Genomic DNA, 19,548 nt, shown 5'->3' on the forward strand with positions numbered 1-19,548 from the left:
CAATTTCTAACACAAAGAGAGGAGAATAAGAGATGAGAGATACTATTGAAAAAATGAAGGAGATTTTTGAGAACGAAACGCTTCTTAAGGAGATGTTTTCGAACGAGAAGCCGGAGGATGCCCAGAATTGGCTCTCTGAACATGGAGTGGAGTTGAGTTTGGATCAAATTAAGGCCTTGGGAGATATCTTGAAAAAGGTAGCAAGCGGAGAAATAACGAAAGAACAGCTTGAGAGTGCAGCCAACGGGGAACTTTCAGAGGATGATCTTGAAGAGGTTTCCGGTGGATACTCGGCACTAGAATGGGGTGTCGCGCTTGGTTTTACTGGCGTAGCAATGGCGCCTTTGGCAGTCATTTTTGCAGCAACATGTATGTGGTAAATATATGAGGACTTTGTCGGATAATCAAACTTTTTGAGGGTTTGCCAAGCGTTTTGAGGGTCTGGTTTGAGGGTCAGAGTTCTAGGGCTATTTTGGTTAACCTATTTTATAGTGGGTGTCCAACACGATAGCATATAGTTATCTGTCGCCCTGGTGCGACGGCCCAACGCCCCATGGGACCCGCCGCTCGCATCGGACAGGGCTCGGTATTAAAAGCAATTAAGGAAACGGAGGGAGTGCAGGTAACGATTCTTACATGAAATGAGCTAGGATTAGTCAGTTTCAATAACTGATTAACCCTGGTTTTGTTTATTATCACGATAGACCTTCACGATAGACCCTCAAAATGATTGACCCTCAAAAACTTTGAATACCCACTTTGTCTTCAGACTGAAATGCAGGGGCTATGATATGAAAAAAGAATTTAGTGATGATGAACTTGAATACTATTTGAAAAACTTCAGGCCCCCTGAAAATGAACTTTTCAGACGAAGGCTTAAAAAAAGACTCACAGCTGAAAAAACAGGCAGTGACAGCGCGATGAGGAAAGAAGAAAACATGAGTGATAATGCACAAAAATTAGTAGAGATTTTTAAAGATGAAGAGCTTGTAAAAGAAGTTGTAATGATTGAGAACGCAGAGAAAGCACAGCAGTGGTTTTCCAAGCATGGGGTTGAATTAACCATGGACGACATTGGGCAGATGGCAGAGAAACTAAATAAAGCAAAAAGAGGTCAGCAGGAAGGGGACGAAATTAGTGAGGATGGAGAACTCTTTGAAGATGATCTCGAAGCTGTAGCCGGAGGTGCAGGAGGAATTAGCGGATTCCTTGATGCATTTACTCAGGTAATGTTTAATCTTGGAGATATATTCGTGGGGTGGTAAGTGTCATTGAAAAACGACGAGAGATTCTTTAATCCAAAGGTCAGGTTTTTTGATACACCCTGGCAGATGAATCTGGAGCTGACAACCAGGTGCCCATTGCACTGTCCGCAGTGCTATGTATCCCTGAATCAGGGGACCGAAATGAATATTGATACAGCTCTATACTGGATCCGTGATGCGGCAGAGGCAGGAATTAAGCAGGTGAATTTAAGTGGAGGAGAGACCTTGTGTTATCCCCATTTAAAGGAACTTATTTTGGAATGCAAGAGGCTTGATCTAAGTAGTGCAATTGCTTTGTCGGGAGTGTATGCAGAAAAAGAAACTCTTAAGGAACTTATAGATGCCGGAGTGGATGACATATTCATTTCCCTAAACGGCAGCACCAGGGAAATCAATTCCAGAACAAGAGACGGTTACGAACTGGCAGTTAGGGCTCTTGAAACATTGAAGGAGCTGGAGTTTGAAAACAGACATATCAACTGGGTGATGCATTCAAGTAATGCTGATGACTTTCCGAGTCTTATGGAGCTGGCAGAGAAATATGGGGTGAATACTGTTGCGATACTTGCTTTTAAACCAGACAGCTCCTATGAACTTAAAAGCTATCCAACAAAGCAGCAGATGACAGACACAGCAGCATTTATTAAGAAGTACAAGGGAAATGTGAAAATTGTACCAGAGCCATGTTTTTCCCAGATGCGTGCTTATGTATATAAAAGCTTTTTAGGAAACTTAAATATGGGACCGGCGAGAGGATGCGGAGCAGGAAGAAATGGTATCTCCGTAGCAGTTGACGGGAGGCTGACCCCCTGCAGGCACCTTGATGTTCGGGAGAGCTTCGAGCATATATCAGACTACTGGAATAATTCTGATTTTCTAAAACAGCTTAGGAGCGTAGAAGAAAACAGAAAGGCTCCCTGCAAGGGATGCATATATGAGAATAACTGCCTTCCATGTCAGGCGGTAGGATATAAACTTCATGAAGGACCAAATTTTGGTATGGAAGAATGTCCTGTTCATGAAGCAGCTGAAAATGAAATAAAATAGGAATCTGAGATGACAGATCAGACCGAAAAAATGAAAGAACTTTTTGAGAACAAAGAACTGCTAAAGGAGATATTATCCATATCAGAGCCGGAAGAAGCACAGAAGTGGTTTTAGACCATGGCATAGACTTTTCACTGGATGAAATAATGAAAATGGGAGAAATTCTTCAAAAATGAGCCGTGGAGAGATTACGGAAGAAAAAATTGAAAAGGGCGATGAACTAAGTGAGGACGACCTTGAAGCAGTAGCAGGAGGTGAGGATACAACCTTCTTGCAGAAAGGTGGGGCATTTACGGCTGTTGCGGGTCCTGTAATACTTATGGCAGGTTTTATGTGCGGCTGGTAAAGAGAAAAAAATAATTTGTTAAGGAGGTAGTAAAAGAAATGAATATTACTCTGAACAAGGAAGGCAAAAAGCTCACTATAGGACTCGAAGGACGCATGGATGCAGTCTCAGCACCGGAGCTTGAGAAGGTGATTGAGAGTGAACTTTCAGGAATAACAGAACTTATTTTTGACCTTAAAAAACTGGAATACACTTCATCTGCAGGTCTTAGGCAGTTTCTTGCGGCCCAGCAAATTATGGATGATCAGGGCGAAATGGTAGTGAGAAACGCAAATGAGGCCGTTCTTGATATTTTTGATGAAACAGGCTTTACCGACATTTTGGATATAGAACAGTAATAGGAGGAATGTTTAGCCACTAGGGACGGTTCATATTGACTTTTTTGAGCCACTGAGAGCCGGCCCCAATGGCTTTAAAGAGGTAGGTTATGGCACGGATCAGGAAGTGCTGCTGGGAATTATTGGGCCTGGAACCTGCTTTGGTGAGCTGGGGCTTTTGGCATCAGTACCATCAATATATACTGTCATTGCTTATTCGGACGTATACGCGCTAAGGGTGACTGAGGGACGTATGGGCGACTTTATACAGGAAAACCACGCAAGTGTGATGCAGATAATGAAGAATATGGCAAATACCATGATCCGTATGCAAAAACAGATTATGTTACTTCAAAATGAGCTTAGTATCTATTCAAAAGATAAAGATGAATTAAATGAAGCCAAGAAGGATATTATACGAAGTATTTACAATCCAAAGGCAATGAATATGCGTGGAAAAATGCATTTTCTTGGAAATAATACAAAAAAAACTTGAAGGAGACCCACTATGAAGGAATATGTTTTCAAAAAAGACCGCAGTGAGATACCAAAGGTCATAGATTTTATCAGGGAATGTCTTGATAAAAAGAAGATTACCAAGAAAAATGCAGTAAGACCTCTTTTGGCAGCAGAAGAGATACTTGAAAAAATCTGTGAAGTCGCCAATGATGACAGCGAAATTATAGTTGGTGTTGAAAGCCTTTTGGGGAATGTGAAGATCAAATACAGCGGAAAAGGCGGAGAGTTCACGGTTGCTGATATTCAGGGAAAGCTTCTTTTTGGCGGATCATCTTCTATAGGAGGAAGAGCTGGGGAGGCCTTGCAGGGCCTGATACAAAAGCTCTTTGGAGAAAATCTGAATGTAAGATGTGAGAAGGGCAATATTTTTGTTAAGCAGCAGGTAAAAAAATCTCCTTATTCCAATCTTATTGTCACATTATTGGCACTTGTTCTTGGTGTTGCTACTGGGCTTTTGATGCAAAACATGCTGCCTTCAGACGTTTCAGGAACTATTACTAAGAATGTTTTTTCACCTGTGTACACGGTGCTTATCAACGCGCTTAAAATGATCGTCGCACCTTTGGTGTTCTTCTCGATTGCCAGCAGTATAGCGGAATTTTCAGATATCAGAGCTCTTGGGCGAATAGCAGGAAAGGTCGTTGCTATGTATATTCTGACTTCCGTACTTGCTATTGGCGTAGGGTATGTTACATACAATATTTTCCCTATAGGCAATCCCAATCTTGCACAGGCTGTGGATGCCGACGCTGCAGCTGCAACCATTGCAAAAGGAGAGTCTGCGACCATTTCCATAAAGGATACATTAGTAGGAATTGTTCCCACTGATGTTATCACTCCTTTTCAGAAGTCAGATATGCTGCAGATAATCTTTATGGCAATCTGTCTGGGGCTTGCTGCAGCTACTTTGGCAAAGGCAGTGCCTATTGTTAAAGACTTTGTATCTGCTATGAACATGGCCTTTTCAAAGATTACTGCAGTGATCGTTTCATTTATGCCAGTAATGGTATTTTGCTCCATGGCCAAAATGATGGCAACGATGAAGTTTTCATCTTTTATGGATGTTATAACTTGGATACCGGTAGTATATCTGGGAGATGTAATAATGATATGTGTTTATTTGGTCCTGCTTCTGATATTTGCAAGGCTTAATCCGTTTAAATTCATTAGCAAGTATTATCCTGCAATGGTTTCTGCATTTACCTTATCTTCAAGTAATGCTGCCCTTCCATCATCAATCAGACAGTGCAAAAGTCTTGGTGTTTCGGAGAAGGTTTATTCATTCTCACTTCCTCTTGGCGCAACGATAAATATGGACGGAAGTTGCATAACTCTCATGATCTCAGCACTGTTTTTTGCTAGAATTTACCAGCTTCCTGTGACAGGCGCAATGCTTCTTCAGCTGTTCATCGCTATTATTGTACTGTCAGTGGGGTCTCCCGGAGTTCCAGGAGGGAATCTTGTGTGCCTTACTCTTCTTATACCGCAGATTGGCATACCTGCTGAGGCAATAAGTCTTGTCATGGGACTTTATCCGATAATATCCATGATGCAGACAATGGCTAATGTTACCGGTGATGCAGTAGTCACCACAATAGCAGCACGGTCGGAAGATATGGTGGATATAAAGAAATACAATCAATAAGATGTGGAGTCAGTAATACCAAATGTATGGAAGAGAACAGTATTAAGAATCAGGACAGGCTTGACATAGAGGCTGATTTGGAAAACCTGCCTGTAGTAACAGATTTTGTTGAGCAGAGAGTTCGTAAACTGAATTCTTCGCAAAAGGAAGTGTCACAGACGCTTATAGTGACAGAAGAACTGTTTGCGAATATAGCAAGCTATGCTTACGGTCAGGACACAGGCATGGCTACTTTGATTGTGGAGATTTCCAGGGATGATAATTCTATAGAGATAACATTTATAGACAGCGGAGTTCGCTACAACCCTCTGGACAAAGAAGATCCTGATATAACTCTGAAGGCTAAGGAGAGGCAAAAAGGTGGACTGGGCATCTTTTTTGTTAGGAAGAAAGTAGACAGTATAATCTACAGATATGAAGAAGGAAAGAACATACTAACGATAGAAAAGACGTTTCGTGGGAATGACAGATAAAAAGGAGGCTGTTATGGGAACCAGAGAAGAAAAGTTAAAAGAGATATTTGAGAATGAGGAACTGTTTAATAAACTGTTACATCTCAAAAGTGGCAGAGAGGTTCAGGATTTTTTATCAGAGCATGGTGTTGAAATGACGATGGAGGAAATTCATGGACTGGGAGAGCTCCTTTCCGGGGTTGCCAGTGGAAAAATTACAAAGGAGACGCTTGAAAAAATCGAAAGCGGAGAACTTTCAGAGGAAGAACTTGAGGAGGTATCCGGTGGTGGACTGTTTTTTTTAGGCGGAATTGTTTTTGCTGTTTGTGTGACAACAGCTTTGGATTACTTCGGCATCATCGGTGCACAAGATATAGTAAATCAGGATTTTGATTGGAATTGATGAATTGGAGACAATCTTATGAGGAGCAAAATAATGCGCCTTTGTGTCACCATTGTAGTGACCGCAATAATCGCATTCTTTGTCAGCGGACTTATAGAGGTAATGCTGATACAAAAAATGGTTGGCGAAGCAGGTGAAAACCAGACGATTACCCTTAAAGAAAAATCTCAGGAGACACTTACAGGAATTGTGGAGGGCAGTCTTAAACAGACTATACGGCAGGCTGCGGACAATTCCAACGATGAGTTTTGGAGCCTTGATCATGATTTCAGAATCTTAGGTGAGCAGGTTCAGGATGTTTTTATGCATCCGGAGAACTACAGCGAGGTTCCTGTTAACCCTCCGAGTAAGGCTAATGCCGGTAAGTATGTGCAGCAGTTAATGTTTGCTGACTGGGCTGATCAGAACGATCAGGAGACCATGCGGATGGTAAGAAAGCTGGGTAATCTTTCACCCATTATGGCAGAGATCATAAGGGGAAACAGCGACTATACCATGGACTGTTATATAGCCCTCCCCAGCGGAGTTACTATTGCCATGGACAAAATGTCCGAACAGAAATTTGAGGAGGATGGAAAGGTAAAAAACTATGATCCAACCTCCAGAGCCTGGTATCAGGGAGCGGTAGAAAAACAGGATATGTATTTTTCTGCGGCAGTTCACAGTTATTTTTACGATCTTACTGAGGTTGTATTTGGTTATCCTATATACGTTGACGGAGAGCTTGTGGCTGTCCTTGAGGGCTCTACTAAGCTTGATGCCCTTCAGCAGCTTGTTTCAGAGCTTAGCTTTAGCGAAAACAGTTTTTCAATTCTTATAAGCGGCGATGGACAGCTTGTCTATTCTCCGAGGACGGAGGGCGACCTTGCCATGGACGATATGCTTTCTACAGACATCAGAGAAACCGCCAACCCTGAGCTTAACGATTTGGTAGCCAGGGCTCTTTCGCTTGAAGAGGGCTTTACCAGTGTGCATATCGACGGCGAAAAATATTATGTTGCCTATGCTCCGTTAAAAATAATGGGCTGGACTCAGATGATGTTTATCGGAGAAAAAGAACTGCTGAACTCAACGGATTCTCTTCTTGAGGAAATCGACAATTCAAATACTCAGACATTTTCAAAGTTTCAGGGAAGGATAAGGAGAACTACAATCGTAATCCTTATTGTCATGCTGCTTCTTATATTCAATGCAGCAATGGCATCTGCTATCATTTCGAAAAGGATGGTAACACCTATTAATACCATGACTGAGAGAGTTAAGAACATGGATGGGGATGATATGTCCTTTGAAATGGAAGAGGTTTATAAAACAAAGGATGAGATAGAGGTTCTGGCAGGCGTTTTCCATAAACTGACCTATAAGCTTAAGAATTATATCAATGAAGTAGCCAGAATTTCAGCGGAGAAAGAACGTATAGATACAGAGATGGCCACTGCCAACAAGATTCAGGACTCCATGCTTCCCAGAATCTTCCCTGCATTTCCGGATAGACCTGAGTTTGAGCTTTACGCAGACATGAAGCCAGCCAAGGAAGTTGGAGGAGATCTGTACGATTATTATTTTTTAGATGATGACCATCTGGCCATGGTGATAGGAGATGTTTCCGGAAAAGGAATATCGGCAGCCCTCTTTATGGTAATGACCAAGCATATAATACAAAGTCAGGTGATGCTCCATGGCGGTGATGTATACAAAGCAATTGAAGGTGTCAATGCCCTTCTGATGGAAGAAAATGCTGCAGGAATGTTTGTGACAGTGTGGCTTGGGGTGCTGAATGTTACAACAGGGGCGCTGTCCTATGTCAATGCAGGCCATGAATACCCTATCATCTGCAGAAAGGGCGGACAGTATGAACTATATAAGGATAACCATGGCTCACCTGTTGCCTGCAGGAAGAAGATCAAAATAAAGCTGAATGAAATAACCCTTAATCCGGGAGATGTACTTTATCTCTATACCGATGGAATTACTGAGGCAACAGACAGTGACTTTAAGATGTTCGGACATGACAGAATTCTTGAAGTGCTCAATGCCAGGAAGGAAGCTACTGTGCTTGAGCTTGATAAGACTGTCCGGGCTGCGGTAGATGAGTTTGTAGGAGAAGCTGACCAGTTTGATGACATGACTACGCTCTGCATCAGATACAATGGACCTGAAAAAGGGAAAACAAAAAAAGATACTTAAAAGATTGAAAGGAAAGATATGACTAACAGAAACGAAAAATTAAAGGAAATTTTCAGCGATGAGGCGAAGGTGAAAGAAGTACTGTCAATCGAAGATCCTGAAAAGGCGCGTGAATGGTTCTCTGAACATGGAGTGGAGTTTTCTATTGATGAGATACATAGACTCGGAGAGACAATCAATAAGATTAGCAGGGGTGAAATAACCCAGGAGGATCTGAATAAATCAGATGAGCTTTCAGAAGATGACCTTGAAGATGTGGCAGGAGGAAGCGAAGCAGATAAGTTCCTGGCTTATTTGTGTGCTGTAGGGATGCTTGGAATAGCTGCAATAGCAATACCCTGGTAAATAGATCCGGTATGGAGATTTAATTTATTTTTGGAAGAGCCTGACATTTTGAGCTTTATAAGGACAAACAGCATAAAACAAGACTGCAAGTAAAACTATACCCGAAAGGGGAAGATGGTATATGATACTGGGAAGAGAAGTCATTCCATATCTTGCGCGTACTTATAAACAACTTTACCTTATTCCGGGTAGTGACGGAGCAGATGAGAAGTATAGAGCTATAGTAAGGCGCGGTGAAGATTTATCTGAAAAGACACTTGCTCATTTTACTATGTCGGATAATGATAGCTTGGTGTTTACAGAAACACCTGCGGGGATTGTTCAGGTAATATCTCTCTATGAAAGAAATGATTTTGAGATATTCATACAGATAATGGCGAACAGATGCAAGAAAAAGGTTATTCCGCGAACACAGGGAGCTGCTATCATAGATGGTGTTATAAACTGGGATAAGATAAATGCCCACAAGAAGGAATTCTTAGAGAAAGAAATTGCACGGGGGAATTATTTCCCTGATTGGAGTGCAGAATTTAGGAGATTTACTTCCAATAAATGTAATTACCAGGATGGGATAATCGTTCTTTCAGTGGGACCATATAGTGGGATTTCAGCATCTGAGCTTGGTTTCTCCGAATCGGAATGGATTGAGCTTTCAGCGGTCATAAGAAAATATCACGAGTGTACACATTTTATATGCCGGAGGCTGTATCCGGATCAGATCGATCCTATATGGGATGAAGTTGTAGCGGATGCAGTAGGTATTTTTGCTGCATTTGGAAGGTACGATAGTGATATGGCACTTAAGTTCCTGGGAGTTGATGAAAGCGGATATAAAGGCGGAAGGCTTGAAAACTATCTGGAAGAATGCATCGAAGAACGGTCCAAAAACCTTAAACTGGATAAAATGTCAAAACTTGTCAGTACGTATGTCAAGCTCTTCTCAAAAATAATAAGTGAAAGTGGAACTAATAATCCGTTTGAAATACTAAAACATTTAGAATGCAATTATGAGCTTTATAGAATTTATCCTGGAAAACAGAATAAAAGTCAATAAATATCTTAACAGGGTGCTGTAGCTTTTGGGCATTACAGGTCCTGCTATTGCCCTTGGACTTCATTGAGGGATATTTAGGGATATAACCTATGAAAAAAGCGATCGGTGGATTTTGAATCCATAGGTTGCTTTTTTATAGCTTTAAATAATTGGATAATCAAACTTTTTGAGGGTTTGCCAAGCGTTTTGAGGGTCTGACTTGAGGGTCAGGCCCTTTTAGTATGGGGAGTTTTTGAGGGTTTGGTTTGAGGGTCTAGTTTGAGGGTCTGAATTTAAGGCTCATTTTTAAAGCCCACAGATTACTCCGCAGGCTTTGTTATCAGTTAGGAAGGTAAATCTGTTGCGTTAAGGAAAACCTCTGGATAATCAAGTTTATTCCCATCAGGCAAAACAAGTTATAGTGACATCATAGAGGATAAAGTGGATTTTGGCTTTTTTGGAGAGATGCTTGTGGGATTGACAATAGTGCCAGAACAAGCTTCTCTTGAGCTTGCACTTAGCAATTATGGTGATGATGTCAGAGTATTTAAGACAAAGATCAAATACTGCTCTTTTTGTGGAAGAGAGCTTTAGTTGGGAGCAGAGCAGTAAAATGCACTGCTTTTACTGCTCTATAGGGAAGCAAAGGTCACGACTGTTTCGCTCATATCTTCAAGCCGGATGCAGATGACACCATATTCATTAGGATCAAGGACGTTTCTTGGACCGTAGGAGCAGCCGCCATCTATAAGGAGCACGTTCTGCTCATGAAATGCCTGTAACTTGACATCAAGCCCGGCTACTCTTTGCACTGGCACATGACCTATCACAAAGTCCCAGTCTTTCTCAGTATAGTGGTCAATTGGAATTTCAAGATCATACCTGTAGGGCGTCTTCCATACGATATTCCAGATGACTCGGTTGTTGCATTCTTTGTATTCTTTATCAATGCATTCCTCGTTGAAATATGAGTGTGTTAAGCATATGGTCCTTCCATCCGTGTCGATTAACGTGGTCAGCTTTCTTGTCAGGAGCCATTCTACGAGATCTTTTCTATCAGATTCATTGAGTGAACAATACTGATCAAATGTCTCATCACCGCCATTATAGTACATCCACAACTCTGTACTGTCTCCCGGCAGATCTTCTGAATATCCATCAAGATCAATAGAATTAAGCATCATGTACTCATGATTACCGATGAGAAGATCCATGTTAGGAGTGTCTTTTATTTTCTGAAGTATCTTTATCCCATCAGGGCCCCTGTCTATGGCATCTCCAAGAACATACAGGAAGTCATTCTCAGAGAAATCTATTACATCCAGTAGTTTTTCAAAGATGCCATATTGCCCGTGAAGGTCGGATATAGCGTAGGTTGACATAATGTGCTCCTTTATATTTTGCTGAAAAAGTGAAATAACCGTTCCAAAATCACTGAAGTAATTATGTAAACTAAGAACGGCCACCTCTATAATGATAACATCAACAGAAAAATAAAAAAGTTTGTAAACATACAGAAAGAGGAAAAACCGATGGATAGAAAAAAGTAACTGCTAATGATGTTGTGCGAAAGAGGTGAGTGTTATGATGACATTGTTGTTTATGGTTTTATTCTTCGGTATATTTGGAAAGCTTATAGGATTTGCATTCAGGGCATCCTGGAGCATCATGAAGGTGATGCTGTATATCGTATTCCTGCCTGCGATATTGATGATAATGCTGTTTGGCGGGTTAATATATATTGCACTTCCGATACTTGTAATAGTAGGGCTGGTAAGTCTTTTCAGCCGTGCATGAGTAATTGATGAGGAGGAGAGAACATGGGAATAATAATGGGACTTATTCTTGGAGCCATTGCAGGCTTCGTTGCAAGTAGGATCATGGGAGAGTCTTCAGGAACTCTTAAGAACATTCTTCTGGGAATCGGAGGAGGATTTGTCGGAGGCCTGGTGTTCAATCTTATAGGATTATCCGCCAACGGATGGATTGGCAGCCTTGTGGTATCGACAGTAGGAGCCTGCATCTGCATATGGCTTGGAAGAAAACTTTTTTAACGTAAAGCAAAGGCGCAGCTGGTGTTCATAGACATCGGCTGCGCTTTAGTGTAGACGGATTAAGCTGTTTTACTTGAGATGTGTTCAGCAGCAAGCTCATCATTTATTGTAGGTACTTGGCAGAGATGCAGAGGCAGTTATTATTTATGAAGATATTGTCAGCTTTTTTGAGTATTGACAGTTGTTACAACAGAATAATCATTACTTATCCCGATACATTGGCAATAAGGGTTGTCGTGTATCGGGATTTTTTGTATGTACTTTGTGCGGTAATAGGGATGTTTTTACAGTAGTAGTTATGAAACCACCAATAATACTGGCGGTTTCGATTAAAAAATATGGATAACTCTGTGAATCGTTAACGACCATTGCTTGTATCATGTGATGTAGGGAATAGGAGAAAACGAGTGAAAAGAGATAACCCAAAAAAGAAGTCTGAAGCTAAAGAATTTCATATTCAAGTTGGCAAGAGACTTCAAAGATATAGACTTGAAGCTGGAGTTACACAGCAAGCGTTAGGAATAAGGATTGGGAGAACAGCAAATACCATAGCTGAGTATGAAGCCGGGAGAACTAAGATACCAATTGAAGTCGTTGCAAAGCTTGCTAAAGAGCTGAATTTTTCAATAGATGAGCTGCTTTTCGGGGAGCATGGAAGAATGGAATTTGTAGTCGAAAATCAGCTAAGAAAAATCAGCTCAAAGAGAATTCTTTTATATATGAAATTACTAGCAATAGAACTGGAGAGAAGAGATATAAAATCATAAATTCTGAAACTACATTGCCACAAAGATGCAAACAATGGTTACGACAGGGGGACTGGAACAAGTAGTGTTTTGTCTCCCTGTTTTTGATTATAAGCTGTGCATAAAGGAGGGGTTATGCCTAAAGAAACTAGAATGACAGCGGAAAAACTTGCAGCAGAGTTATGTGAGCAAGAAGGCTTTAGCGTTAAAGATGCTTCTGAATTTGCAGAGGACATGCTTAGCAGATTGTTAGCTGGACAAGTGGTAGGTGAAGAAGACGCTAATAACAAAGTGCCTTCAGTCATACAATCCCAAAAGCTCAGGCTGAGACACTGGTACATTCTTCTGGTCGATCAAATGCCGAATGTTTTTAATCACGATAAACCGATACCAATTCCTGCCGAATATGGAGGACGTGGAGATTTTATATGGGAACTTGTACGTACTATTTGGATCAAAGGAAAGTCAGATGGGATGCTTGATAAAATAGAGAGGATGCTTGATGGTAATGTGTCAGGTACGCCATATGATCCCGAAAAAGACAGACGTAAGGATGGTAAGCTTATCAGGACGATACTCACAGATTGCTTTTTTACTGGAGAGGCAAGCTCTCTCACTAACGAGGAGTATGCCAGACAATTACAGATAAGTCGCTCAACTCTTGAGAGTAAAAAAGAAGCAGGCATGGCAATTTTTGGAATCTTGATGTGGATATATGCTGTCAGAAGAGAAATGGAAGATATAGAAGAAGGAATTATACCAAGACCAGAACAGCATAGATGGTGGATGAAATATGTTTAGGGAGCAGCTTTGAGGCTGCTCTTTTTATGTTAATTGAGAAACATTCAATAATTACGCAATAAAAAACAAACAAACTACGTTTAAAGTTTAACAGACTTCATTAAATCCGCCAAATGCCAGTAATCATATGATAAAATGCCTATCGTTGCAGAAAGGAGGAGTCATTTAATTGGGGAAACATATCACTGAGTGGGGAGCTGGTGATTGTTATGAAAAAGAGTGTAAATGTTTATATGGCCGCATAAGATGTGGACCATTGTAATTCCGAGTTATCAGGTTTTGGTAGAAAGAGTAAAAAATTGTTGGGAGAATATGCAATGGCAGATATAAATGTAGCGGCTTGTTTTGAGAGGGAATTGGAGGAATTACACTGCCCATATTGTGGGAAATGGGTGTGTGATACCGATATGAATATAGGGCGAATAATAGAGCCCTGTAGAGAATGCGGAAGAAGACTTGTCATAATGAATATGGGAGATGTACCGTTTGTCTTTAAGGACAGGAGGAAGGTTGCCAGAATCCGCAGAAAAGAAAAAAAGATGCTTAAAAAAGCATTCTCAACTACAACTTAATATTGATATGAGCTGTGTGTATTGGGCGTCGAATCCGTAATTGTGGAAGGTTCGCAGCATGCAGCAAGAGTTTGCTTAGACGGACTATGAACAGTAATTGATGTTGAAAGGCGGAGCAGAACAGAGGAAATATCCATGACGGGTATTCTGTTTTGCTACCGTCTTTTTATTATGCCAATTTTTAGCGTTCAAATTTGAACTCATTTCGGAGATTTTTCTCTGTTTTCTCTGAATAAGGTTCAGATTTGAACATTTTTAATTGGGAAACTTACATAGGCAGATATCCGTGAAGCCCGGTTTTTGAAACTGACAACTTTCAAAAATCGGAGGAAACGGAAAATGAATAATAAAGATAATAATAAGGAATATGAAGTAATCAACCTGGGATATGAGTACCCTGGGATGAAAGGCGGAATCAAGTGGGCTGTTATCACGGAGCTGGATAGTGAAATGCTTATAGAAAAATATGGAGATGAATTATCTATGTTCAAGCCATTTGTTGTCATGACAAAAGCTCAGGGAGAGGTGCTTAAGGATTATGACAGAAATGAGGCTAAACATAGAATGAGAAGAGTCAGAACCTGCTCACTGGACGGATATGTGGAGGGAGAAACTGAGTATATATATTCTGTTTTTTCAAAGGATGAACCAGAGGATATAGTTGTCCAGATGGATGAGGTAGAATGCTTACGTAAGGCTGTTGAAACTCTTACAGATATTCAGAAAAGGAGGCTCAAACTATATTTTTATAATGATTTGACTGCGCGTGAAATAGCTGAACTAGAAGGCGTTTCACATAAGAATGTGTTGAAATCTTTGAACGAGGCAATTAAGAAAATTCAAAAATATAAAAACTAAGGGGTACCATCAGTAACTTCTCTGTTCGGATAGATGAGAGGATAAAAACTCATTTGTCGGACATTGAAAAGTAAATAGCCATTCATCAGGTACGTTCCTGTTATTCAAGCCCCAAAGGTACGCCTTGTGCGATATAGCCTCACTGAAAGCCGTTAGCACCGGTCTGGCGATGACAATAACATGGATAATGATACTTCCGCTCAGCCACAACTCATCGTAATGGGAGCGGCCCGGCGAGATCCGCGGGGAGGTAAAGAGCCTATGGAGCTGTCAGCTGCAGCCGCCTGATGACTTCCGAAATCCGGGTGTCGAGGACAAATAGATACAATATAAATATTTTGGAGCGTTTCTTCCATATTTTATTTATGAAGGAAGCGCTCCTTTTTTAGGAGATATAACAAATATGAGAGAAGTTTTAAGAGGAGACATATACTTAGCAGATCTGGGTGAAAACATAGGATCTGTACAGAGAGGCGAGCGTCCTGTTGTAATAGTACAAAATAATAAAGGAAATAAGTATTCGCCTACAATTACGGTAATACCTGTGACGACTAAGATTCATCGAAGTAAAGGATTTCCCACTCATGTGCTTTTGGATCATATTGGGGGGCTTGATGAAGAATCAGCATCTATGGCAGAGCAGATAACTACTATAAGTCGTAGTAAGCTCATAAGATACATTGGCAGTTTGTCAGAGGACTTTATGAAAGCAAAGATCAATAAGTCAATTCGTATACAGTTGGGATTGGAGAAGATAGAGAAAACTGTTAAGAAGGATTTGGCAAAGTCTGATTCGCCTGGAGTACCAATTTGGCACAAATCTTCAATGACTGTTGAAGAAGCTTCGGAGTATTCGAATATTGGGATAAACAGAATAAGGGAATTATGTAAGGACCCTTTGATCAAAATTTCATTTCAGGTAGGAAGAAAAATATTGATAAAACGAGAGGCGTTTGACGAGTATTTAAATAATGTGGAACTCATCTGACAGAGCCTGCCAATCTTGAAAAAAAGGCTTTTCTATGTTATTTTTATACACGCGTGATGATGCTTCTTTTATAAGAAGGAGTGTTATTGTGGGTAAAGATTTAAGAGGTCGAGAAATCGGCGAAGGAATTGTGCAGAGAAAGGATGGTTTATATTCTGCCAGATTTACTAATAAGAGTGGAAAAAGAGTAGAAAAATATTTTGATAGTGCTGCAGAAGCCAAAAAGTGGGTTACGATAAGTCGACTTGAGGATGATAAAAAACCAGGCACAGCCATTGAATATAGCATGACTGTTGATGAGTGGTTTGTGTATTGGATCAAAACATTTAAGCAGGATTTATCGCCCAATACAATAAGAAATTATAAGGATCGCTACTACACTAATGTTCAAAACTATATAGGCAAAATGTTGCTTATAGATGTTAAGGCGATGCATTGTCAGCAGATTCTTAATGAAATGCAGGCAGATTACGCAATATCTACAGTCTATCAGACATACATTTGTCTTGGCTCAATGTTCAAATCTGCTTTGCTAAACGATCTTATTCCTAAGCATCCGCTTGATGCAGTGAACTTCAGAACAAAAAAAGTAAAGACACCGCGCAGAGTTCTCACTGTGGAGGAACAGGAAAAATTCCTCGAATTTGCAGATAAGAATCATAATGCAAAACAATTTAGGTTGCTTTTGCAGACAGGACTTAGAACCGGTGAGCTGATAGGTCTAACTTGGGACAGCTTTGATATTGAGAATAGAACCCTGACAATTGATAAAGCACTTGAGTATAGACATGAGCGTGGGTATTGGAGAGCTGGACCACCAAAAACAATGGCAGGATTCAGGACAATACCGCTTACTGAAGAAGCTTTTGATATATTATATGGGTTGTATCAAAAGCGGCACACCAGGAAAGAATCCATGGCACTGTCACAGGTATTAACTTTCATGGATCCGAGAACCGGACTTGAGAGAACAGTAAACATGAAGGAATTGATATTCGTGAATTTCCGGACCGGAGAGCCTATCAAGAATTCTACTTATGATACCAACCTTTATAAGATATGTGACAAGGCAGGAATTAAACCTTTTTGTATGCACGCATTAAGACACACATTTGCTACCAGATGTATTGAGAGAGGAGTTAATCCGAAGTCTCTTCAAAAGATTTTGGGACATGCACAGTTGTCCACCACGATGGATACATATGTACATGTGACTGATGATTCTTTACTTCTTGCGATAAAACAGTTTGAGGCTGCTGTATAGCCTTTATAATTTTGTATAAAAGTTGGGAAGTAAAAAAATAATCAAAACTTATCATTTCTGGTGTAAAATGGTGTATATTTCATTATTCTAGATAGAAAGAATCCCGTAAATACGGGCTGGAGGTAATAAAAAATGAAACTAGGAATCGTAGGTTTACCAAACGTAGGTAAGTCAACACTTTTCAATTCACTTACAAATGCAGGAGCGCTTGCAGCTAATTATCCTTTTGCAACAATTGATCCTAACGTTGGAGTTGTAGCAGTTCCGGACAAGAGACTGAAACTTTTGGGGGATCTTTATCATTCCAAGAAGGTTACACCTGCAACAATTGAGTTCGTTGATATTGCCGGACTTGTAAAGGGTGCATCAAAGGGTGAAGGACTTGGAAACCAGTTCCTTGCAAATATCCGTGAGACAGATGCTATTGTACACGTTGTTAGATGCTTTGAGGATCCTAACGTAGTTCACGTTGACGGTTCGGTTGACCCTGCAAGAGATATAGAGACAATTAACCTTGAGCTTATTTTTGCAGATCTTGAGGTTCTTGAGAGAAGAATAGCAAAGGTTGCTAAGACTGCACGTATGGATAAGACTGCGGCAAAAGAGCTGGATCTTTTGAACAAGATAAAGGCAACTCTTGAAGAAAATAAGATGGCTAGAGAGCTTGAGATCACTGATGAAGATGAGCTTGCTCTTATGAATGGATATGATCTTCTTACATGGAAGCCTGTAATCTATGCGGCTAATGTTAAGGATGATGATCTTGCTGATGATGGCGCTTCTAACAAGTATGTTGCAGCTGTAAGAGAACTTGCTTCAAAGTCAGGTAGCGAGGTTTTTGTTATCAGCGCTCAGATTGAAGCTGAAATTTCAGAACTTGAAGCTGATGAGAAGGCAGAGTTCCTTGAGAGCTTGGGACTTACAGAGTCTGGACTTGATAAGCTTATTGCAGCAAGCTACAAGACACTTGGTCTTATGAGTTTCCTTACATCAGGTGAAGATGAGACAAGAGCATGGACAATCAAGATTGGAACAAAAGCTCCTCAGGCAGCAGGTAAGATCCATACAGATTTTGAAAGAGGATTTATCAAGGCTGAGGTTATCAATTATGAGGATCTTCTGAGAGAGGGTTCACTTGCAGCAGCAAGAGAAAAAGGTCTTGTCCGCATGGAAGGAAAAGAATATGTGGTTCAGGACGGAGATGTTATATTGTTCAGATTTAACGTCTGATAAAATGGGAGGATGTTATGCCGGATATAATGGGGAAGATGGATATTGCGTTCCCGCACTTAAACATCTATTTGGAGAATGTCCCTAAGAGTTTTACTGTTTTTGGCTTTAGTATTGCTTTATATGGAGTGATCATAGGATTGGGCTTTTTTCTGGCGCTTATCCTTATTTCGAAAATTGCAGGGGCAACTGGTCAAAATCCTGATACATATTGGGATGTGGCGACTTTTGTAATTGTTTTTTCAATTATTGGAGCCAGAATATATTATGTGTTTTTTGCCTGGGATTACTATAAAGATAATCCTATCAGTGTGTTTAACATCAGAAATGGTGGCCTTGCAATATATGGTGGCGTGATTGCGGGATTCCTTACGGCGTTTATTTATTGCAGGATAAAAAAAGTAAATTTCTTTTTGCTTACAGACACTATTATGCCGGGGCTTTTACTTGGCCAGGTAATGGGAAGATGGGGCAATTTTACCAACAGAGAAGCTTTTGGTGAATATACAGATAATCTTTTTGCTATGAGACTTCCTGTGGAAGCTGTACGAAGCGGAGAGATAACTGAGCTTATGAAGGCTCACATGGTGGAAGGAACAAACTATATTCAGGTAAGCCCAACATTTCTTTATGAAAGTATGTGGAACCTGTGCCTTCTTATAATAATACTTTTATACATCAAACATAAGAAGTTCGATGGTGAGATAGTTTTGTTATACCTTGGTGGCTATGGCCTTGGAAGATTCTGGATAGAAGGACTTAGAACGGACCAGCTCATAATGCATACCACAGGACTTCCGGTGTCACAGATGCTTGCGATGTGTCTTGTTGTATTTTCAGTGACGGCTATGATTATTAAACGTCTTAAAATGCGCGAAAAGTAATAAACAGAATATTTTTTTCAATGAAAAATGTCTTCTTGAATTTTTGATTCAGGAGGGCATTTTTTTTCATGGATTTTTAATAGACAGTAAGAAAAAAGTGTTCTATAATGTGTTTAGGTGGTAAAAAGTGGCAAAAAGTGGTTAAAAGTGGTAGAAAAGTGGTAAATTAAGTGGGAGCAGCATTTAAAGGCGAATATAGTCATTCCATAGATGCTAAGGGAAGACTCATAATACCTGCTAAATTCCGCGAGCTTTTGGGTGATCAATTTGTGGTTACCAAGGGCTTTGACGGATGCCTTTTTGTGTTCGCAGAAGAGGGATGGAATCAGTTTGAGGAAAAACTTCAGTCCCTGCCCATGGATAAACCTGAAGCCAGAATGCTTGGCCGTTTCTTCATTGCAGGAGCAATTGATGCAGAAGTGGACAAGCAGGGAAGAATTCTTTTGCCAGCGAATCTCCTGCAACATGCAGGAATAGAAAAAGAAGCTGTTATAGCAGGTGTAGGTAATCGAGCTGAAATCTGGAGTAAGGCAGAATGGGAGAAGGCAAGCACCTTCGATGACATCAATGGAATTGCAGCTAAGATGAGTGA

General features: G+C 40.4%; 25 protein-coding genes. 24 read left to right on the top strand and 1 reads right to left on the bottom strand.

Annotated features, from left to right (window positions below; genetic code table 11):
- Window positions 1-32 precede the first annotated feature (32 nt).
- From E7303_RS06335 to E7303_RS06395, 13 genes are all read left to right on the top strand, one after another.
- Window positions 33-380, top strand: coding sequence for a hypothetical protein (locus E7303_RS06335; RefSeq protein ID WP_292144359.1), 348 nt, complete (start codon window positions 33-35; stop codon window positions 378-380).
- A gap of 411 nt (window positions 381-791) precedes the next feature.
- Window positions 792-1,265 carry a hypothetical protein gene (locus E7303_RS06340; RefSeq protein WP_292144360.1) on the top strand — a complete coding sequence of 158 codons (474 nt, stop codon included), beginning with the start codon at window positions 792-794 and terminating at the stop codon, window positions 1,263-1,265.
- Between the two features lie 6 nt (window positions 1,266-1,271).
- Window positions 1,272-2,312: a radical SAM protein gene (locus E7303_RS06345; RefSeq protein ID WP_292144362.1), complete on the top strand. Its 1,041-nt coding sequence runs from the start codon at window positions 1,272-1,274 to the stop codon at window positions 2,310-2,312.
- Between the two features lie 172 nt (window positions 2,313-2,484).
- Complete coding sequence (locus tag E7303_RS06350) at window positions 2,485-2,658, top strand: hypothetical protein (RefSeq protein ID WP_292144363.1); 174 nt, start codon at window positions 2,485-2,487, stop codon at window positions 2,656-2,658.
- 38 nt (window positions 2,659-2,696) lie between these two features.
- On the top strand, window positions 2,697-2,996 hold the full coding sequence (locus E7303_RS06355; protein ID WP_292144365.1) for an STAS domain-containing protein: 300 nt from the start codon (window positions 2,697-2,699) through the stop codon (window positions 2,994-2,996).
- A gap of 106 nt (window positions 2,997-3,102) precedes the next feature.
- Window positions 3,103-3,471, top strand: a complete 369-nt coding sequence (locus tag E7303_RS06360) for a Crp/Fnr family transcriptional regulator (RefSeq protein ID WP_292144366.1) — start codon at window positions 3,103-3,105, stop codon at window positions 3,469-3,471.
- A gap of 12 nt (window positions 3,472-3,483) precedes the next feature.
- Window positions 3,484-5,139: a dicarboxylate/amino acid:cation symporter gene (locus E7303_RS06365; protein ID WP_292144367.1), complete on the top strand. Its 1,656-nt coding sequence runs from the start codon at window positions 3,484-3,486 to the stop codon at window positions 5,137-5,139.
- A 26-nt stretch (window positions 5,140-5,165) separates the two neighbouring features.
- Window positions 5,166-5,612 carry an ATP-binding protein gene (locus E7303_RS06370; RefSeq protein WP_292144368.1) on the top strand — a complete coding sequence of 149 codons (447 nt, stop codon included), beginning with the start codon at window positions 5,166-5,168 and terminating at the stop codon, window positions 5,610-5,612.
- Window positions 5,613-5,625: 13 nt separating this feature from the next.
- On the top strand, window positions 5,626-5,994 hold the full coding sequence (locus E7303_RS06375; protein WP_292144369.1) for a hypothetical protein: 369 nt from the start codon (window positions 5,626-5,628) through the stop codon (window positions 5,992-5,994).
- Window positions 5,995-6,012: 18 nt separating this feature from the next.
- Window positions 6,013-8,181, top strand: a complete 2,169-nt coding sequence (locus E7303_RS06380) for a SpoIIE family protein phosphatase (protein WP_292144370.1) — start codon at window positions 6,013-6,015, stop codon at window positions 8,179-8,181.
- 18 nt (window positions 8,182-8,199) lie between these two features.
- Complete coding sequence (locus E7303_RS06385; RefSeq protein ID WP_292144371.1) at window positions 8,200-8,526, top strand: hypothetical protein; 327 nt, start codon at window positions 8,200-8,202, stop codon at window positions 8,524-8,526.
- Between the two features lie 121 nt (window positions 8,527-8,647).
- Entirely contained in the window at window positions 8,648-9,580 is a 933-nt protein-coding gene (locus tag E7303_RS06390) for a DUF7005 family protein (RefSeq protein WP_292144372.1), read from the top strand.
- 420 nt (window positions 9,581-10,000) lie between these two features.
- Window positions 10,001-10,153: a hypothetical protein gene (locus E7303_RS06395; RefSeq protein WP_292144373.1), complete on the top strand. Its 153-nt coding sequence runs from the start codon at window positions 10,001-10,003 to the stop codon at window positions 10,151-10,153.
- Window positions 10,154-10,191: 38 nt separating this feature from the next.
- On the opposite strand, the gene E7303_RS06400 is transcribed toward E7303_RS06395, so the two are convergent.
- Window positions 10,192-10,941 (bottom strand): metallophosphoesterase, encoded by a 750-nt coding sequence (locus tag E7303_RS06400; protein ID WP_292144374.1) that lies wholly within the window; start codon window positions 10,939-10,941, stop codon window positions 10,192-10,194.
- Window positions 10,942-11,143: 202 nt separating this feature from the next.
- Between E7303_RS06400 and E7303_RS06405 the strand changes: the two genes are divergently transcribed.
- From E7303_RS06405 to mraZ, 11 genes are all read left to right on the top strand, one after another.
- On the top strand, window positions 11,144-11,356 hold the full coding sequence (locus E7303_RS06405) for a hypothetical protein (protein ID WP_292144375.1): 213 nt from the start codon (window positions 11,144-11,146) through the stop codon (window positions 11,354-11,356).
- A gap of 23 nt (window positions 11,357-11,379) precedes the next feature.
- A complete protein-coding gene (locus tag E7303_RS06410; RefSeq protein WP_292144377.1) occupies window positions 11,380-11,613 on the top strand; it encodes a GlsB/YeaQ/YmgE family stress response membrane protein in 234 nt (77 codons plus the stop codon).
- 407 nt (window positions 11,614-12,020) lie between these two features.
- Window positions 12,021-12,380, top strand: coding sequence for a helix-turn-helix domain-containing protein (locus E7303_RS06415; protein ID WP_292144378.1), 360 nt, complete (start codon window positions 12,021-12,023; stop codon window positions 12,378-12,380).
- Between the two features lie 114 nt (window positions 12,381-12,494).
- Window positions 12,495-13,160: a hypothetical protein gene (locus E7303_RS06420; protein WP_292144379.1), complete on the top strand. Its 666-nt coding sequence runs from the start codon at window positions 12,495-12,497 to the stop codon at window positions 13,158-13,160.
- Window positions 13,161-13,477: 317 nt separating this feature from the next.
- Window positions 13,478-13,732 carry a hypothetical protein gene (locus E7303_RS06425; RefSeq protein ID WP_292144380.1) on the top strand — a complete coding sequence of 85 codons (255 nt, stop codon included), beginning with the start codon at window positions 13,478-13,480 and terminating at the stop codon, window positions 13,730-13,732.
- Window positions 13,733-14,071: 339 nt separating this feature from the next.
- On the top strand, window positions 14,072-14,590 hold the full coding sequence (locus E7303_RS06430; protein ID WP_292144381.1) for a sigma-70 family RNA polymerase sigma factor: 519 nt from the start codon (window positions 14,072-14,074) through the stop codon (window positions 14,588-14,590).
- A gap of 403 nt (window positions 14,591-14,993) precedes the next feature.
- Complete coding sequence (locus tag E7303_RS06435) at window positions 14,994-15,578, top strand: excisionase (RefSeq protein WP_292144382.1); 585 nt, start codon at window positions 14,994-14,996, stop codon at window positions 15,576-15,578.
- 88 nt (window positions 15,579-15,666) lie between these two features.
- Entirely contained in the window at window positions 15,667-16,842 is a 1,176-nt protein-coding gene (locus E7303_RS06440; protein ID WP_292144383.1) for a tyrosine-type recombinase/integrase, read from the top strand.
- 132 nt (window positions 16,843-16,974) lie between these two features.
- A complete protein-coding gene (ychF, locus tag E7303_RS06445) occupies window positions 16,975-18,072 on the top strand; it encodes a redox-regulated ATPase YchF (RefSeq protein ID WP_292144384.1) in 1,098 nt (365 codons plus the stop codon).
- A gap of 17 nt (window positions 18,073-18,089) precedes the next feature.
- Window positions 18,090-18,956, top strand: coding sequence for a prolipoprotein diacylglyceryl transferase (lgt, locus tag E7303_RS06450; protein ID WP_292144385.1), 867 nt, complete (start codon window positions 18,090-18,092; stop codon window positions 18,954-18,956).
- 170 nt (window positions 18,957-19,126) lie between these two features.
- Window positions 19,127-19,548 (top strand): division/cell wall cluster transcriptional repressor MraZ (gene mraZ, locus E7303_RS06455; protein WP_292144386.1); only part of this gene is annotated, 422 nt, incomplete at its 3' end.

The organism is Butyrivibrio sp., assembly GCF_015056685.1.
GTDB lineage: Bacteria > Bacillota > Clostridia > Lachnospirales > Lachnospiraceae > Butyrivibrio.

Coding starts and splice junctions, on each gene's coding strand:
- E7303_RS06390 (WP_292144372.1), top strand. CDS start 8,648: ATGATACTGGGAAGAGAAGTCATTCCATATCTTGCGCGTACTTATAAA.
- E7303_RS06430 (WP_292144381.1), top strand. CDS start 14,072: ATGAATAATAAAGATAATAATAAGGAATATGAAGTAATCAACCTGGGA.
- E7303_RS06380 (WP_292144370.1), top strand. CDS start 6,013: ATGAGGAGCAAAATAATGCGCCTTTGTGTCACCATTGTAGTGACCGCA.
- E7303_RS06335 (WP_292144359.1), top strand. CDS start 33: ATGAGAGATACTATTGAAAAAATGAAGGAGATTTTTGAGAACGAAACG.
- lgt (WP_292144385.1), top strand. CDS start 18,090: ATGCCGGATATAATGGGGAAGATGGATATTGCGTTCCCGCACTTAAAC.
- E7303_RS06370 (WP_292144368.1), top strand. CDS start 5,166: ATGGAAGAGAACAGTATTAAGAATCAGGACAGGCTTGACATAGAGGCT.
- E7303_RS06405 (WP_292144375.1), top strand. CDS start 11,144: ATGATGACATTGTTGTTTATGGTTTTATTCTTCGGTATATTTGGAAAG.
- E7303_RS06350 (WP_292144363.1), top strand. CDS start 2,485: ATGAGCCGTGGAGAGATTACGGAAGAAAAAATTGAAAAGGGCGATGAA.
- E7303_RS06385 (WP_292144371.1), top strand. CDS start 8,200: ATGACTAACAGAAACGAAAAATTAAAGGAAATTTTCAGCGATGAGGCG.
- E7303_RS06355 (WP_292144365.1), top strand. CDS start 2,697: ATGAATATTACTCTGAACAAGGAAGGCAAAAAGCTCACTATAGGACTC.
- E7303_RS06365 (WP_292144367.1), top strand. CDS start 3,484: ATGAAGGAATATGTTTTCAAAAAAGACCGCAGTGAGATACCAAAGGTC.
- E7303_RS06435 (WP_292144382.1), top strand. CDS start 14,994: ATGAGAGAAGTTTTAAGAGGAGACATATACTTAGCAGATCTGGGTGAA.
- ychF (WP_292144384.1), top strand. CDS start 16,975: ATGAAACTAGGAATCGTAGGTTTACCAAACGTAGGTAAGTCAACACTT.
- E7303_RS06375 (WP_292144369.1), top strand. CDS start 5,626: ATGGGAACCAGAGAAGAAAAGTTAAAAGAGATATTTGAGAATGAGGAA.
- E7303_RS06410 (WP_292144377.1), top strand. CDS start 11,380: ATGGGAATAATAATGGGACTTATTCTTGGAGCCATTGCAGGCTTCGTT.
- E7303_RS06420 (WP_292144379.1), top strand. CDS start 12,495: ATGCCTAAAGAAACTAGAATGACAGCGGAAAAACTTGCAGCAGAGTTA.
- E7303_RS06340 (WP_292144360.1), top strand. CDS start 792: ATGAAAAAAGAATTTAGTGATGATGAACTTGAATACTATTTGAAAAAC.
- E7303_RS06400 (WP_292144374.1), bottom strand. CDS start 10,941: ATGTCAACCTACGCTATATCCGACCTTCACGGGCAATATGGCATCTTT.
- E7303_RS06425 (WP_292144380.1), top strand. CDS start 13,478: ATGGCAGATATAAATGTAGCGGCTTGTTTTGAGAGGGAATTGGAGGAA.